The organism is Allobacillus sp. SKP2-8 (assembly GCF_007559355.1).
GTDB lineage: Bacteria > Bacillota > Bacilli > Bacillales > Alkalibacillaceae > Allobacillus > Allobacillus halotolerans.
Map to the genome: position 1 here is coordinate 489,239 of NZ_VMHF01000001.1, position 14,313 is coordinate 503,551.

The window sequence follows — 14,313 nt, forward strand, 5'->3', positions numbered from 1 at the left end:
GAAAACATCACTTCTACTTCATACGATTCAACAAATTGCCCTTTATGAAAACGAAAAGACTCCAGTAAGAGAGCAAACTGCCTCTTAACTGGAGTCAATGAATTGATTGCGTTAAAAAATAGCTTTAAATAAACTTGTACTGTGTCCTCCGTCATAAAGTACATACAGCAACAAGTAAACGGCAACGCCTGTAATAGCTGTAAAGAACCAAATAACACTTGTATAAGGACCGATTTTTCGGTGTTTCGTAATCTTTCTCTTGAATGCCAAGGTCAGTGAAATAATTCCGAATATCCCACCTGTAGTAGCCAAAAAGATATGAAAGATTAAAAAGATCGTATAATAAATTTTTATGTCATCTGGACCACCGAACGCCGTGTTTCCTAAAAAGAGTGTACGTGACATATATAGGATGAAAAAAGACAGTGCTGATATCGATGCTAAAATCATTGAAATCCGATGAGCTTTATATTTCTTCTTTGCGATAAATATCCAACCGATTGCCACAAGTATCGCACTTAAAACAATAAAAAATGTACTGATGGTTGGTAGAAATGGCATTTAAAATCAACCTCTTTCTGGTGTGATGGTTTGCTGTGATGATGGCAACGGATCGATTCCTCTGTTTTCACTGTTATACCATTGATAGAACAATGCTGCTAGAACACCACCGTATATAAATTCTTGGGATACTTTCATCACAATTCCTGCTAATTGTTGATCATTAACGATGTCAACATTCATAAAAATTTGTGGTCCTCCTAAATTTAACCCTTGCAATACTTCAACTGGAACACATAGGGCCAGCGCATTCATAAATGCATCCGGCTGTGAGTAAGTCGCATATAAAGGCGCGTCAGCAAAGATAATTAGCGCACACGATGGCGTAATCAATAAGCCGCTTGCGAAGATATAAAAGATCTTATAGAGCGGTCGAATGATGACACGTTCTTTAAACGGTGTCATTAGTGGCCACCAGAAAAAGAATGCCCCAACAAAAATCAACAATGTAATGCTCCAGTGGACAAAGTTATTCGTTTTGGAGAAATCCAAAACCACAGGTAGATGATAAAACGAAAACAGCGCATGGAATACAATGATCGCAATCAGTGGCTTAGTAAAGAAGTTCATGATTGGACCAATCAAACGACTGTTAAATACATTTCTCCACCATTGTTCTGGAATTCCCTTAATCACAAGCATGGGTATAATAAGATAGAAAATTACCATTTGTAACATATGGACAGACAGAAAGATATGGGACATGATATACAAAGGAGCGCCTTTGACTAAATAAAATAGTGTAAGCGCGAGATAAAACCAAAGTTGTTGCTTTCCGCTTGGTCTTTCCTTTAACCCTGTCTTTTCTTTCAGCGGGCCTGTAAATAAATAATATAATAAGCCTAATAAAATGGTTATGAGTAACGTTAATGGATTCCAAAGTGCTTGGAAACCAAAAATTTGTAGTTTATCCCACATTTTGAATTCACCTCGGGAGTTTTGTCTATAGCGTATTTACCTCAGTATACAACAATTTTTCATTGTACTCGACTCATAAAACCAACGTTTGAAAAATTGTAATAAATAATTTCTCTTTCATTCACATTATTGACTTATTTAAATCGTTTCATCTTTTCACCATGAATGCTTATGCAGCAATAATTTCTAATTCCTGCTTAGCTTGTGGTAAAGGGACACGATGATCCAAATTGCTGTCGGAAGTACTATGCCCCCAATTACTCCTGCTGCTATAATATTAACTGCAGAACCTGTACCACTGACAAAAAACAAAATAATGACAGCTATTACGAGTAAAAGGAATGGTATGATGGACCCTATATTTGCTAACCCTCTTCTTCCTTCAGCCTTCCATTTGTTACTGTAAGTTGTGATTGCCGTCCAAACTGCTGGTACAGAAATTGCACTGAGTATAGTGGCTATTACTATAAGTAGTGATTTTAATGTACCTGAGCTGTTCATCACGCCAACCCAGGAAAGTGCAGTCATTAACATTGATGGAATGGCTAAGTTCTTCATCATGCTACTTGAACTTCTATATTTTTCAATCGTAGAGTCGCTGTCAGTATAGATCGGTTTTGTACCGGGTTGTGCACGAAACAAATGTATGTTCCCTTCTGAGTTAACATGTGTCCATCCAGCAGACGAGAAGAAGTCAAAGTATTCCTTTTTCTCATCCTCCTTTAACCAACGATAATCTATACTGTATATATAATCGGATTTCTTACCTCTCTCAAGTGAATAACCCATAAAACTAAAATCAAATACGTGCCTGCCCTTCAGAGAATATCGACGTAATTTTTCCATATCTTTATTTTCTGAAAAGGCTAAACCGCCTGATGTAATATATTTTATTTGGTTCATTCTTCATCCTCCTTCAATCCTGTCTCTGCTAGTTCAATCATCTGTTTCCTTATTTTAATATCCTCTTCCAACACTTTTTTCCCTTTTTTAGTAAGCATATAAGTTTTACGTCTTGAGTCTGACTTATCATACAAATAAATCCATTCTTGTTTTAATAATTTCTTAATAATGGTGTACATGGAGGCAGGGCCTATAGTAACAGCTCCTTTTGTTGTTTCCTCAATTAAGTTCATAATACCGTAGCCATGTCTCGGTTTAGTCAAAGCAGCCATAATATAAGCCATTGACTCTGTTAATTGCCCCGTTTCTTTCAACTGATCACCCTCTAATTCTCCCTATAATGTATCACAAAACGATATATCTAAAATCAATGTATCACAATATGATATAGTTGTCTACAAGCATATCATCAATTGATATATCTAATGGTAATCTATTGCTCAGACCTATTCTTTGCCTTGAACTTACTTCCTGTATTCCGAATAGAATAAAGAAAAATAAAAGGAAGATAATCCTACAAACGAAGCGGTTCTGCTATGAAACGTGAAATCAGTAAGCACAAAGACTGTGTATTGGTTGCCTGAGATCGGGACAAAGTTTTGGAGAGCATTCATCTTCAAAGAAACAAAGCAATCAAAAACGATTTGATGGTTCACAAGAATATAATTCAAAATATTGGAACTTATGATACGATTAGAATATCTAAATTGATATTATAATTATTTTTCTAAGTAACCGGGCAGTTTGAGTTATCAAGAAAGGGAGATGGCAATTTGAAAAAAATAACTATGGCCTTTCTACTATTGGTCTTTCTGATATCCGGTTGTTCCAATGAAGTTGGCTCAAAGAATGTATCGCTTGATTTCCCAACAGATGTTAAGACTAAAATTGAAAACTTACCTGAAGAAATACAATCAAACTTAAAATATCCAACAGAATTTCCCAACGACCCTTCATTTGTTTCGTTTTCCTATCAAACTACCGATATAAATAATGAACTAAATGGTGATATCATATTTACAGAATTTACTTATGGAGGTGACGAGAAAGGTTGGATGCTTCACGTCACTACTTGGCATTCGGAAGTTCCCAACTTGGATAGCAGTGATTATGAAACTGTAACTTTGACAAATGGTATAGAAGCAAATATTAAAAAGAATAGCCAAGGAAAAGTTTTGGAATGGATCAATGAAAATGGAGAACTTAATTCACTGCTATTGATGCAAACTTCAGAGGAACGTAATTATACAATAGATGATTTGGTTGAAGTTGCTAATTCAATGGTCGAAAGGAAATAATACCTCGTCAAAATCACCTTATCAATTCAAAAATGACTTACAAGTTATGGAGGTCACTTTTTTCTAACCTATAGATCAACAATGAACTTTAACAGCGCCTTAATAAAAGAGCTATATAAAAAAGGGGTATTCGGATTTTATGGTGGAAAGGGCTTATAAGTCACCCTTTTCCAATTTTTTAATAAGTGTGGAAAAATCGACACCATAATTACCTGTTATGACGTGGTCTGTTACTTCATGCCAATTGAATGTATCGTATAACATAGCTTTGCTAAAAGCACTTGAATTAAATCGTGGCTTACGTTTCTTATGGAGGTTCTCATTAAACAATATCTTTGCTCGTAAGGCTTCAAATGAGTAACCTCTACCCATTCGTTCAACTTGCCTAATAATGCTGTTTATGGACTCTGTATAAGCGTTAGTTAGCCCTTTATCAAAGTAGTTGAAGATTTCGTCTTGCCAGTTGTCTACGGCTCTCACAAGGTCTTTATATGCATCTTTAGAGTTGCTTGATAAACAACGTTGTTTCCAATATCTGTAGCGATCTCTTCCTTCGTCCGAATTAGCTGTGTCCCATATCCAGTAAAACTCTTCTTTGAGTTCATAGGCTTCTTTTAAGTCAGGGATATTACCTAACCAAGTTTCTAAAAGGAAAAAGTCTCGTTCATTCAAATCATGTTTGCGTTTAAGAAGGATATACCTCTCACGCATAAGAGTACGCCTTTCTTTGGCAGTCATATTGGCTTTAAGAGACTTCCTGACGCTGTCTAAGGCTTGATTAGCCATACGGACTACATGAAACTTATCTACGACTACTTTAGCCTGTGGTAAGACAGTATTAACTGCATCTTTGTAAGGTTTCCACATATCCATTGTGACGTATTCAATATAATGTCTATCACTAATCTCTGAAAGCCGTTGTATAACAGTCGCTTTGTTACGGTTATGCTTAATATCAAAGATGGTTTTACGTTCGATATTAGTTAGTACAAGACGAGGTTTACGGATAATGTGTATTTCATCTATTCCAAGCCATTTAGGAGTCTCAAATTGGTATTCTCGTTCTTTGAATGCCACATAGTCCTTAAAGACGTTTCTAACGGTCTTTTCGTCTACACCAACGCTTTCAGCTACTTCCACAAAAGTTTTAGACATGGACTGATCTTCAATAGACTTTAACAGTCTTCTGGTCATGCTACGCTTTTCATCCACGGATATAAGGCGTTCCCAAAAGGTAGAGTTACATGTACGACACTTATATCTTGTGCGGTTTAGTTGTAAGCCCACTCGCTTTAAACGAATGGGCAAGTCCATGATTAGTTGCTTTCTTGAACTGTGTTTGTACAGTTTGTCGAAACCACATTCAGGACAACGTTCAGGTGGTTTGATTGCTTCCACTTTAAACATCATGTCGGTTTCATTTTCTTGTGGTGGTTCCATTGTTTTAAGGTCTGGTAGGAATAATAGGTCTGACATAATGTTCATCCTTTACTACTCTGTGGTGTTAAGGGTATCAAGTATAGGCTTAATATCGAAATCATCATTGTTAAATTATTTTTCGTGAGCACAAATGCTCTTAGAACATCCCATAAAGCATTTATATATAATAGATGATCGTAAAATAGTGTGAAAATGTTCCTTTTGTAGACTTTGCTTAACTAATGCACCCTTTAGCACGATAAGAAAATCTTCTATTTGCTGGTATACTTGAATAAGGAGTATTGTAAAAAAGTTCTCTTACCCTGCACAACAAGATAATTTCGATACATCTTTATCGAACGTAAGTGCAGCTAATTTTAGCCCTTCAGCCATTGTTAAATATGGTGCTAGGGTTTCTATTAAATCTCCTATGGTTAAGCCAAATTTAACAGCCAGTGTCGCTGCATAGATGACATCTCCTGCATTCTTAGATACAATATGAACTCCTAATACTTTTAATGTGTTCGCATCTGCCACTAGTTTAAATACACCAGTTGTTTCACGGTTAACAATTGCTCTTGGAACAGCATCTAAAGGTAATACAGACGTCTTCACTTCATACCCTTTCTCTTTTGCTTGTTCTTCTGTTAAACCAACCGTTGCAACCGATGGATTCATAAACGTAACAGCAGGAACTATCGTTAAATCTAATTTCTTGTTTAACCCACTAATAGCATTATCAGTAACAATTCCACCTTCATAGGCTGCTACATATACAAATTGCGGTCCTAATGTCACATCTCCTGCTGCATAAATCTTTTTATTACTTGTTTGAGCAAAATCATTGATTACGATTTCATTACGTTTTCCAACTTCAACACCTGCCGCATTTAAATTTAAAGACTCCGTATTGGGTTTTCTTCCTGTTGCAACAAGTAATTGCTCTGATTCAACGACTTTTTTCTTGCCATCTACTGTTACATGAACCTTTTTTAGTTCTCCATCTTGCTCGACACGCTCAAATGTTGCCCCTTTGACAAGGTTTATACCTTGTTCAATTAATGCTTTTTCAACTGCTTCTGAAATCTCTGTATCATACTCTTTTAAAAGTCGCTCACTTCTTTGCATAAGCGTTACTTCTGAACCTAAATTATGAAATAGTTGCCCAAGCTCCATTCCAATGTATCCTGAACCAATCACCGTTAATCGTTTTGGCACTTTCTTTAATTCAAGTAGTGTTGTACTTGTTAGATATTCCACTTCTTCAAGTCCTGAAATTGGAGGTAAAGAAGGAGAAGCCCCCGTTGCAATTAAAAAACGTTTTGCAGACAGTTTCTTCCCATTTACTTCAACCGTATTTTCATCAACGAATTTCGCTTCACCCTCAATCAAATCAAAGCCATATTCATCGATTAAATCCACATATTTTTGATTGCGAAGCTCACTCACCAATTCATTTTTTTGCTTGATTAAAGGAGCTAATTCCACTTCACCAGCAGATGTTTGTAACCCTGTGAACAGATTTACTTTTGCTAAATGATTGATTTCCCCAGCTCTAAGAAGTGTTTTTGATGGAACACAACCGATATTTACACATGTTCCTCCAACCGTTCCGCGCTCTATCATGGCAACTTTCGCCCCGTATTCAATCGCTTTAATGGCAGCCGAAAAAGCAGCTCCACCAGAACCGATGATAAGTAAGTCATAATTGCCCTCATTACCTAACACCACATTTTCGTTAGGTGATACTTCTTCTATTTCCCCAAGCTGATATTTTGCTTCACCAATAACCTTTTTTGCACTTTCAATCCCTATATCATCAAGTAATTCAAACACTGCTTCACCACGACGAAAACTAGATTCAATATTTTTAGCACCTATATTTTCAAGTGCTGATGCTACGTGTTTTTCACAGCCTGTACAAGTCATTCCTTTAATGTTTACCTTAAATTTATTCATAATAAAGCTCCTTTCATTAATCTCTCATGTTAATGTTTCTATTATTGGACACGAATGTAATTGCTTTTCATCTGGACATCGTTGTTTTAAGTCATCTAACATAGTTTCAATTCGTTTTAAATCCTCTATTTGCTTTTGAACATCCTCTTGTTTTTTAGAAACAAATTCAAACATATCTTGGCAACGAACTTCATCTTTATCTACAACCCCAAGTAATTTATAAATTTCACTTAAAGAAAAACCAAGCTCTTGTATTCGTTTAATAAACCCTACACGCTTAACGTCATCATCTGAATATATCCGATAACCAGCTTTCGTTCGGAGAGGGTCTTGTAATAAATTTTTTCGTTCGTAATATCTAATCGTTTCTTTGTTAACCCCACATTTATCTGCGAACTCACTAATACGATAGATCACCTTATTTCACCCCATCAAAATTATAAACCGTGTACCATAGTACACGGTCAAGTAAATATATTATTCAACTTTTCTTGTTCAAGTATTCTGCATCGTTAGTTACAAGATACCATTTAAACTCATCCATACAATAATTCGAATATCCCGTTAAAGTGTATTCATAACAATAAGTATCCTTTTTGGAGTATGTCATGACACTTTTACCATGTATTGGGCAATATATTTCCCTCGCTCTTGTTCGTTGGACAATTTTATTTTTCTCTCAACATAGCCCTCGTATTTGATTGATACCTTATAATACTATTATTTGTCTCAATATTCCACCAGATAATCCGATTTAAACAACAGTTGTTTTTAAGCTATTAAAAAAGTAATTCCACCATATATTCCGAAGACCCTAAAAAAGAAGACCTCAATTCAAGATTAAGGTCATCTCATGGCCAATGGCTATATTACTAATAAAAATATTATAGAAAAAACTCAACTTTTCTTGGTTCGATATAGATCAAGTTAGTTTTTCATTCTTGGATCTAACGCATCCCTTAATCCGTCACCGATCAAATTAAATCCTAAGACGACAAGCATAATGGAAACGCCTGGAAAGATTAACGTCCATGGTGCAAGCTGAAGGAAGTCTCTTGAATCTGCAAGCATTTTTCCCCATTCTGGTGTTGGCGGTTGAGCACCTAATCCCAAAAACCCTAAGGCTGCAGCTTCCAATATAGCGGTACCGAATCCTAGAGTAGCTTGAACAATAATTGGTGCTAAGCTGTTCGGTAAAATATGATACAAAATGATTCGTCCGTTTTTCATCCCTTGTGCTTTAGCTGCCAGCACATATTCTTCCTCACGCAAACTTATGACTTTTGAGCGTACGAGACGTCCAAATATAGGTATATTGATGATTGCAATGGCGATCAACGCGTTCTCCAACGAAGAACCAAGAATCGCAACAACTGCAATGGCTAGAAGTATGCTTGGAAAAGCAAGCAGGATATCAAATATTCGCGAGATGAGCATATCAATCCATCTCCCAAAATAACCGGCGCAAATCCCAAGTAATGTTCCGAAGATTAATGCACCAATAACTGCAAAAAAACCAACATAAAGAGATATTCTTGCTCCATAGGCAATGCGCGTAAATATATCTCTGCCTAAATCATCTGTACCTAACCAATGCTCCGCTGATGGCGTCATTAATCGATTGACAGGGTCTTGGTCTTCGAATCCATATGGTGTGAGTATAGGGGCGAAAATTCCTAGTATCAAGAAGAAAATAATAATTATAAATCCAGTAATCGCCATCCGATTTTTTCTCAGTTGTTGTAATGTTTCTTTTAAAGGAGATGATTCTTCTATTTCTTCTGAATTCATTTGGTGCTTCTTTTTCGATGGATTGGTAGCGACCTGCTGTTTTTCTTCTTTTTGCATTTTCATACCCCCTTAATATTTAATCCTTGGATCAATAAATGCATATAATAAGTCAACAATTAAATTAATAATGACAAACAAAAATGCAATGACCAATATCCCTGACTGGATCACAGGATAATCCCGGTAATTGATTGCTTCATATACATACCGTCCAATCCCTGGCCAACTAAATATGGTTTCCGTTAAAATTGCCCCTCCGAGTAAGACGCCTACCTGCAAACCAATGACCGTTAAAACAGGAATGATTGAATTTTTTAAAGCGTGTTTATAAATAACTAAAAACTGTCCTGAACCCTTTGCTTTAATCGTTCTGACATAGTCCGATTTCATAACCTCGAGCATGCTTGACCGAGTCATTCTGGCAATAATCGCCATCGGAATGGTTCCTAAAGCAATACTCGGTAAGACTAAATGTTTCAGTGACGTAATTAATTGTTTCATGTCCATGTGCAGTATGGAATCTATTACATAAAAGTGGGTAATCGGGTCAATCGGATCGCGACTTTCTTGTCTACCATAAGCCGGTAGCCATCCTAGCTCTTGAGCAAATAACCATTGCTCCATCAATGCCAGCCAGAAGACAGGCATGGAAACACCGACTAAGGCGAAGACCATTGCCAAAAAATCAAACCATGAATTTTGTTTCCAGGCACTGATTATGCCTGCATTAATTCCAATAAAAACAGCAAATATCATGGCAAAGAAAGTTAATTCTATAGTAGCAGCCAACCGAGGACCGATTTCTGTGGTAATACTCGCTTTCGTTCTGAGGGAAGTTCCTAGATCGCCTTGAAGCAAATCACCTACATATGCTGTATATTGAATGAAATAATTTCGATTTAGTCCCATCGTTTCTTCCAAATTTGATATGGCCTCTTCGGTTGCTGTTTCACCTAAAATAGTTTGAGCTGGGTTTCCAGGTATCAAATGAATGATCGAAAACGTAATGACTGTCATTCCAAAAAGGACTGGAATAAGCATGAATAAGCGACGGGATGTATATGCTAGCATGTCTTCACCTCAATCCTTTCTATGTATCATTCAGAATAAAAAATGAAAGGCAGTAGAGGTTTTCTACTGCCCTATTCATTTTATTAACGATCTAATTCTACTTCTGCTAATGATTCACTCGTTGAAGGGTGAGGTACATAATTTTTGACATCGCTTGAAGTAGCTAACACTGGTTCAGAGTGAACGAGTGGAATCATTGGTGATTCTTCATAAATGATTTCTTGAGCTTTCTTGTATAAATCTGCTCTTTCTTCTTGATCAACAGCTCGCTTCGCTTCATCAAGCAACTTATCTACTTCGTCGTTTTTGTAGAAGGAACGGTTACTTGAACCTGCATTCGAACCATGCAATAGACTGCTTAAGAAGTAATCTGGATCTCCATTTGTTCCAGACCAACCTAGCATAAACAGTTCTTGTTCTCCCGCTGCCGTCTTTTCAAGATAAGGTGCCCATTCTTCTCGCACAATTTTAGCGGTTATACCAATTTCACCTAAGTCATTTTGAATAATTTCTGAGACAGTTTCAGGGTCTGGCATATATGGACGTGCAACTGGCATTGTCCATAATTCAATTTCTAAGCCATCCTCATAACCTGCTTCTGCCAATAACTCTTTCGATTTATCCAGATTATACTCATATAATTCAAGCTCATCGTTATACCCTAAGTAACCAGGAGGTACTGGGTTGATAGCTGGTTGAGCATATCCAGCATATAAAGCTTCCGCAATAGCAGATCGATCGATAGCGTGGTTAATCGCTTTACGAACTAAAGGATCATCCAACGGTTCTTTCTGAGTATTCAAACCGAGATAGCCAAAGTTGTTGGCTGCTCTCGTAAGCAACTCAAGGCCATCTTCTTGTTCAATCCCAGCAGCGTCATCTGGATTTAGACCATCCATGATATCGATTTCTCCTGAACGTAATGCAATTAAGCGAGCTGCATTATCAGGGATAACCTGGAAAATGACTTCATCCAATTTTGGTAATCCATCTTTTCGATAATCTTCAAATTTTTCAAGAATTATTGAATCATCTTTACTCCAACTTACGAATTTGAAAGGTCCTGTTCCGACTGGATTTTCATTAATCGCTGCGCCATGTTTTTCTAAAGCAGCAGGCGATGTGATTGCAAAATAGCTCATTCCCATATTTTGCAAGAAAAATCCTAACGGTTGATTAAGTACAAATTCGATCTCATGGTCATCGACAACATTAATTTCTTTAATGACATGACCGTCATCTCCTTTGAACCCACCGAACATCGTGCCATACATGGAATAAACATATCCATCATCTGCAAACGCGAATTCATGATTCGGATCAGCCCAACGCTCGAAGTTCGTCTTGACTGCTTCCGCATTGAAGTCGGTTCCATCATGGAAAGTTACGCCTTCTTCAAGAAAGAATGTATACGTTAACCCATCATCACTAACTTCCCAATCGTGTGCAAGACCTGGCTTCACTTCAAAAGAGTCTTTTTCGAATTCCAGCAAGCTCTCATAAACTTGCTTCGTCACACGAGATGATTCCCCATCTGTTGTGCTTGCGTAATCTAGGCTTTCTGAATCTCCTCCACGCGCAAACACAAGTACTTGGTCACCTTCACTATCACTTGAAGCTTCTGAGTCAGAATCATCTTCTGAACCACTCGATTCTTCACCATCTGATTCAGAAGATTCTGTCGCATCTACTTCTTCAGCGGATTCATCTTCGTCACCGTTACAAGCTGTCAACACTAATGTAATAGCTAGCATGAAAGTAAGAAAAAGTATAAGTCGGTACCTCATTAAATAGCCCCCTTTATTAAATTTATATAAACATTGATCGCTTGATTAATTGTACAAGTGACAAGCTACCAAATGTTTATCATCAACATTTTCAAACTCAGGTCTAACTTCTTTACATATGTCCATCGCATAAGGACAGCGCGTATGGAATGCACATCCTGTTGGTGGATTGGATGGGCTTGGCACATCTCCTTCCAAGATGATCCTCTCTCGTTCAATGTCTGGATCTGCAATAGGTACAGCGGACATCAAAGCACGTGTATATGGATGTTTCGGATCATCGAATAATGTATGTTTGTCGGTTAATTCAACCATTCTCCCTAAATACATGACACCCACGCGATCACTAATATGTTTAACAACGCTAAGATCATGTGCGATAAAAACATAAGTTAATTTGAATTTTTCTCTTAGCTCTTCCATTAAGTTTAAAATTTGCGATTGTACGGAAACATCCAAAGCCGAAACAGGTTCATCACAAATAATTAGCTTTGGGTTATTCGCAAGTGCTCTTGCGATGCCGATCCGCTGACGCTGGCCACCACTGAACTGATGTGGATATCTTGACGCGTGATAAGCCTCTAATCCAACAATCTCAAGAAGTTCCTTAACCCGTTCTTTTCGTTCTTTTGAAGATTTCATTCCATGAATCAATAATGGTTCACTGATAATCCGTTCAACTTTATGTCTAGGATTTAATGATGCATAAGGATCTTGAAAAATAATTTGCATATTCTTTCGAAGTTGCCTCATTTCTTCACTGGTCAAATCAGTTAAATCCGTCCCTTCAAATTTAACGGACCCATCAGTTGGTTCAATTAGTCGAAGAATTGATTTTCCTGCTGTTGATTTACCACAACCGGATTCCCCGACAATTCCTAAAATTTCTCCCTCGTTCACGGAAAATGATAAATCATCAACAGCCTTTACTTCACCGACACTCTTTCCGAAAATGCCACCTTTTATGTCGAAATATTTCTTAAGATGACTGACTTCAAGTATAGGATTTGTCATTTGAAGTTACACCTCTTTCGGACTTCTCCTCGTCATAAAGAAAGCACCTGACCTGTCTACCACTTTCTTGCTTGAGAAGCTTTGGATTTTCTTCCCAACACGAATCAAATGAATGTTCACACCTAGGTGCAAATCGACACCCAACTTGATCCAAAGATGGACGCATAACCGTTCCTGGTATTGAATATAATTTTTGTTCTGTTGTTCGAATATTAGGTAAAGAACGAATTAATCCTTTTGTATAAGGATGTTTGGGGTCTTTCAAAATCTCCCGGACACTTCCCTCTTCTACGACCTTTCCAGAATACATCACAACAACACGATCACACATTTCAGCAACAACGCCTAAATCATGTGTAATGAGCAAAATAGAAGTTTGTTTTTCCTTATTCAAATTTCTCATTAAATCAAGAATTTGTGCCTGAATAGTAACGTCCAAAGCAGTAGTTGGCTCATCAGCAATCAACACTTCTGGATCACAAGACATAGCCATAGCAATCATGACCCGTTGTCTCATACCTCCAGAAAGTTGATGTGGAAATTCATCAACAACTTCACTGGCCCGTGGTATACCGACTAAATTCAATAATTCAATTGAATAGTTCTTTGCATCCTTTTTACTGACTTTTTGATGGATACGTATCGCTTCAATTAGTTGATTACCAATTGTGAACAGAGGATCTAATGATGTCATCGGTTCTTGAAAAATCATAGAGATTTCGTTGCCACGTATTTTCCGCATTTGTTTTTCAGTAGCATAGGTCAAATTTTTACCTTTAAATTTAATTTCACCTTTGACGATTTTTCCAGGAGGATTTGGAACAAGTTGCATGATTGATAATGAAGTCACACTCTTTCCACAACCTGACTCACCGACGATTCCTACAACTTCACCTTTATGTAATTCGATACTAACTCCATCAACAGCAGGCACTTCTTTATTATCTGTAAGAAAATGTGTATGTAAATCTTGGACAGACAGAATCGGTTCTGGCATAGAGTTCCCTCCAATAAGTACGAAAGTTTAGTTATCATAATATTAATAATTTTTTATTATATAACTTAATATACAGAATAAACAAATAATTATCAACAGTGTTTACTAAATAATTTCAATAATTTTTTAGTAAACACTGTTGTTAATAAAAAATGTCCCAGAGATATCCAATAAGTACAATATATTATATTGAAAAAAGCCAAAAAAAGAACCAATCACTCTATATAGAGCAATTGGTTCTTATCATTATAATTATTTGCTATTAACCCCACCAAACGATGGTTGTAAGAGCTAATACGGTTAAGAATGCTGCAAATATTCCTGAGAAAATCATCGTCACTGGCCAAGTATGTCCTTCATTACTCATATGCATGAAGTAAAAGAATTGGAATCCTACTTGAACGATTGCCAATACAATAATAATTGGGATGGTAAACATTTTACTAACATCCGCCATTACTATACCGAATGCAATCAAAGTGAAAATAATCATCATTGCGAAAGTGACTACTTGATGTTTCATTTCTTCTTTCTTTTTCTCTTTGTAAAAGAGATCTTTTTCAGTTTGGTTAGTGGAATAATTTTGATCGACCAT

Annotated in this window: 14 protein-coding genes; 1 reads left to right on the plus strand and 13 read right to left on the minus strand. The window is 36.8% G+C overall.

The features are described from left to right. Positions 1–111 precede the first annotated feature (111 nt). From FPQ10_RS02500 to FPQ10_RS02515, 4 genes are all read right to left on the minus strand, one after another. Positions 112–561: a DUF420 domain-containing protein gene (locus tag FPQ10_RS02500; protein ID WP_144159713.1), complete on the minus strand. Its 450-nt coding sequence runs from the start codon at positions 559–561 to the stop codon at positions 112–114. A 6-nt stretch (positions 562–567) separates the two neighbouring features. After that, positions 568–1,479 (minus strand): cytochrome c oxidase assembly factor CtaG, encoded by a 912-nt coding sequence (ctaG, locus tag FPQ10_RS02505; protein WP_144159716.1) that lies wholly within the window; start codon positions 1,477–1,479, stop codon positions 568–570. A gap of 186 nt (positions 1,480–1,665) precedes the next feature. Further along, a complete protein-coding gene (locus FPQ10_RS02510) occupies positions 1,666–2,382 on the minus strand; it encodes a DUF2812 domain-containing protein (protein ID WP_144159719.1) in 717 nt (238 codons plus the stop codon). Next, on the minus strand, positions 2,379–2,696 hold the full coding sequence (locus FPQ10_RS02515) for a PadR family transcriptional regulator (protein WP_144159722.1): 318 nt from the start codon (positions 2,694–2,696) through the stop codon (positions 2,379–2,381). Before FPQ10_RS02515 ends, FPQ10_RS02510 begins: the two co-directional genes overlap by 4 nt. 459 nt (positions 2,697–3,155) lie before the next feature. On the opposite strand from FPQ10_RS02515, the gene FPQ10_RS02520 reads away from it, so the two are divergent. Next, the gene (locus FPQ10_RS02520; protein ID WP_144159724.1) at positions 3,156–3,680 is read left to right on the plus strand and encodes a hypothetical protein; all 525 of its coding nucleotides are present in this window, start codon (positions 3,156–3,158) and stop codon (positions 3,678–3,680) included. Positions 3,681–3,833: 153 nt separating this feature from the next. Here FPQ10_RS02520 and FPQ10_RS02525 read toward each other — a convergent pair whose 3' ends face one another. The 9 genes from FPQ10_RS02525 to ctaF form a co-directional block, all read right to left on the minus strand. Then, positions 3,834–5,156: an ISL3 family transposase gene (locus FPQ10_RS02525; protein WP_144159727.1), complete on the minus strand. Its 1,323-nt coding sequence runs from the start codon at positions 5,154–5,156 to the stop codon at positions 3,834–3,836. 261 nt (positions 5,157–5,417) lie between these two features. Beyond that, complete coding sequence (gene merA / locus FPQ10_RS02530) at positions 5,418–7,058, minus strand: mercury(II) reductase (protein ID WP_144159730.1); 1,641 nt, start codon at positions 7,056–7,058, stop codon at positions 5,418–5,420. Between the two features lie 24 nt (positions 7,059–7,082). Beyond that, the gene (gene merR / locus FPQ10_RS02535; RefSeq protein WP_144159733.1) at positions 7,083–7,475 is read right to left on the minus strand and encodes a mercury resistance transcriptional regulator MerR; all 393 of its coding nucleotides are present in this window, start codon (positions 7,473–7,475) and stop codon (positions 7,083–7,085) included. Positions 7,476–7,985: 510 nt separating this feature from the next. Next, positions 7,986–8,849 carry an ABC transporter permease gene (locus FPQ10_RS02540; protein WP_255439654.1) on the minus strand — a complete coding sequence of 288 codons (864 nt, stop codon included), beginning with the start codon at positions 8,847–8,849 and terminating at the stop codon, positions 7,986–7,988. A gap of 69 nt (positions 8,850–8,918) precedes the next feature. Further along, positions 8,919–9,920 (minus strand): ABC transporter permease, encoded by a 1,002-nt coding sequence (locus tag FPQ10_RS02545; protein WP_144159739.1) that lies wholly within the window; start codon positions 9,918–9,920, stop codon positions 8,919–8,921. An 83-nt stretch (positions 9,921–10,003) separates the two neighbouring features. Then, complete coding sequence (locus FPQ10_RS02550; protein WP_144159742.1) at positions 10,004–11,707, minus strand: ABC transporter substrate-binding protein; 1,704 nt, start codon at positions 11,705–11,707, stop codon at positions 10,004–10,006. Positions 11,708–11,752: 45 nt separating this feature from the next. Then, positions 11,753–12,721, minus strand: coding sequence for an ABC transporter ATP-binding protein (locus FPQ10_RS02555; protein WP_144159745.1), 969 nt, complete (start codon positions 12,719–12,721; stop codon positions 11,753–11,755). Beyond that, complete coding sequence (locus tag FPQ10_RS02560) at positions 12,702–13,718, minus strand: ABC transporter ATP-binding protein (protein ID WP_144159748.1); 1,017 nt, start codon at positions 13,716–13,718, stop codon at positions 12,702–12,704. The genes FPQ10_RS02555 and FPQ10_RS02560 overlap by 20 nt, the downstream gene beginning before the upstream one ends. 262 nt (positions 13,719–13,980) lie before the next feature. Beyond that, complete coding sequence (gene ctaF, locus FPQ10_RS02565; RefSeq protein ID WP_144159751.1) at positions 13,981–14,313, minus strand: cytochrome c oxidase subunit IVB; 333 nt, start codon at positions 14,311–14,313, stop codon at positions 13,981–13,983.

Coding starts and splice junctions, on each gene's coding strand:
- FPQ10_RS02500 (WP_144159713.1), bottom strand. CDS start 561: ATGCCATTTCTACCAACCATCAGTACATTTTTTATTGTTTTAAGTGCG.
- ctaG (WP_144159716.1), bottom strand. CDS start 1,479: ATGTGGGATAAACTACAAATTTTTGGTTTCCAAGCACTTTGGAATCCA.
- FPQ10_RS02510 (WP_144159719.1), bottom strand. CDS start 2,382: ATGAACCAAATAAAATATATTACATCAGGCGGTTTAGCCTTTTCAGAA.
- FPQ10_RS02525 (WP_144159727.1), bottom strand. CDS start 5,156: ATGTCAGACCTATTATTCCTACCAGACCTTAAAACAATGGAACCACCA.
- merA (WP_144159730.1), bottom strand. CDS start 7,058: ATGAATAAATTTAAGGTAAACATTAAAGGAATGACTTGTACAGGCTGT.
- FPQ10_RS02540 (WP_255439654.1), bottom strand. CDS start 8,849: ATGAATTCAGAAGAAATAGAAGAATCATCTCCTTTAAAAGAAACATTA.
- FPQ10_RS02545 (WP_144159739.1), bottom strand. CDS start 9,920: ATGCTAGCATATACATCCCGTCGCTTATTCATGCTTATTCCAGTCCTT.
- FPQ10_RS02550 (WP_144159742.1), bottom strand. CDS start 11,707: ATGAGGTACCGACTTATACTTTTTCTTACTTTCATGCTAGCTATTACA.
- FPQ10_RS02555 (WP_144159745.1), bottom strand. CDS start 12,721: ATGACAAATCCTATACTTGAAGTCAGTCATCTTAAGAAATATTTCGAC.
- FPQ10_RS02560 (WP_144159748.1), bottom strand. CDS start 13,718: ATGCCAGAACCGATTCTGTCTGTCCAAGATTTACATACACATTTTCTT.
- ctaF (WP_144159751.1), bottom strand. CDS start 14,313: ATGGTCGATCAAAATTATTCCACTAACCAAACTGAAAAAGATCTCTTT.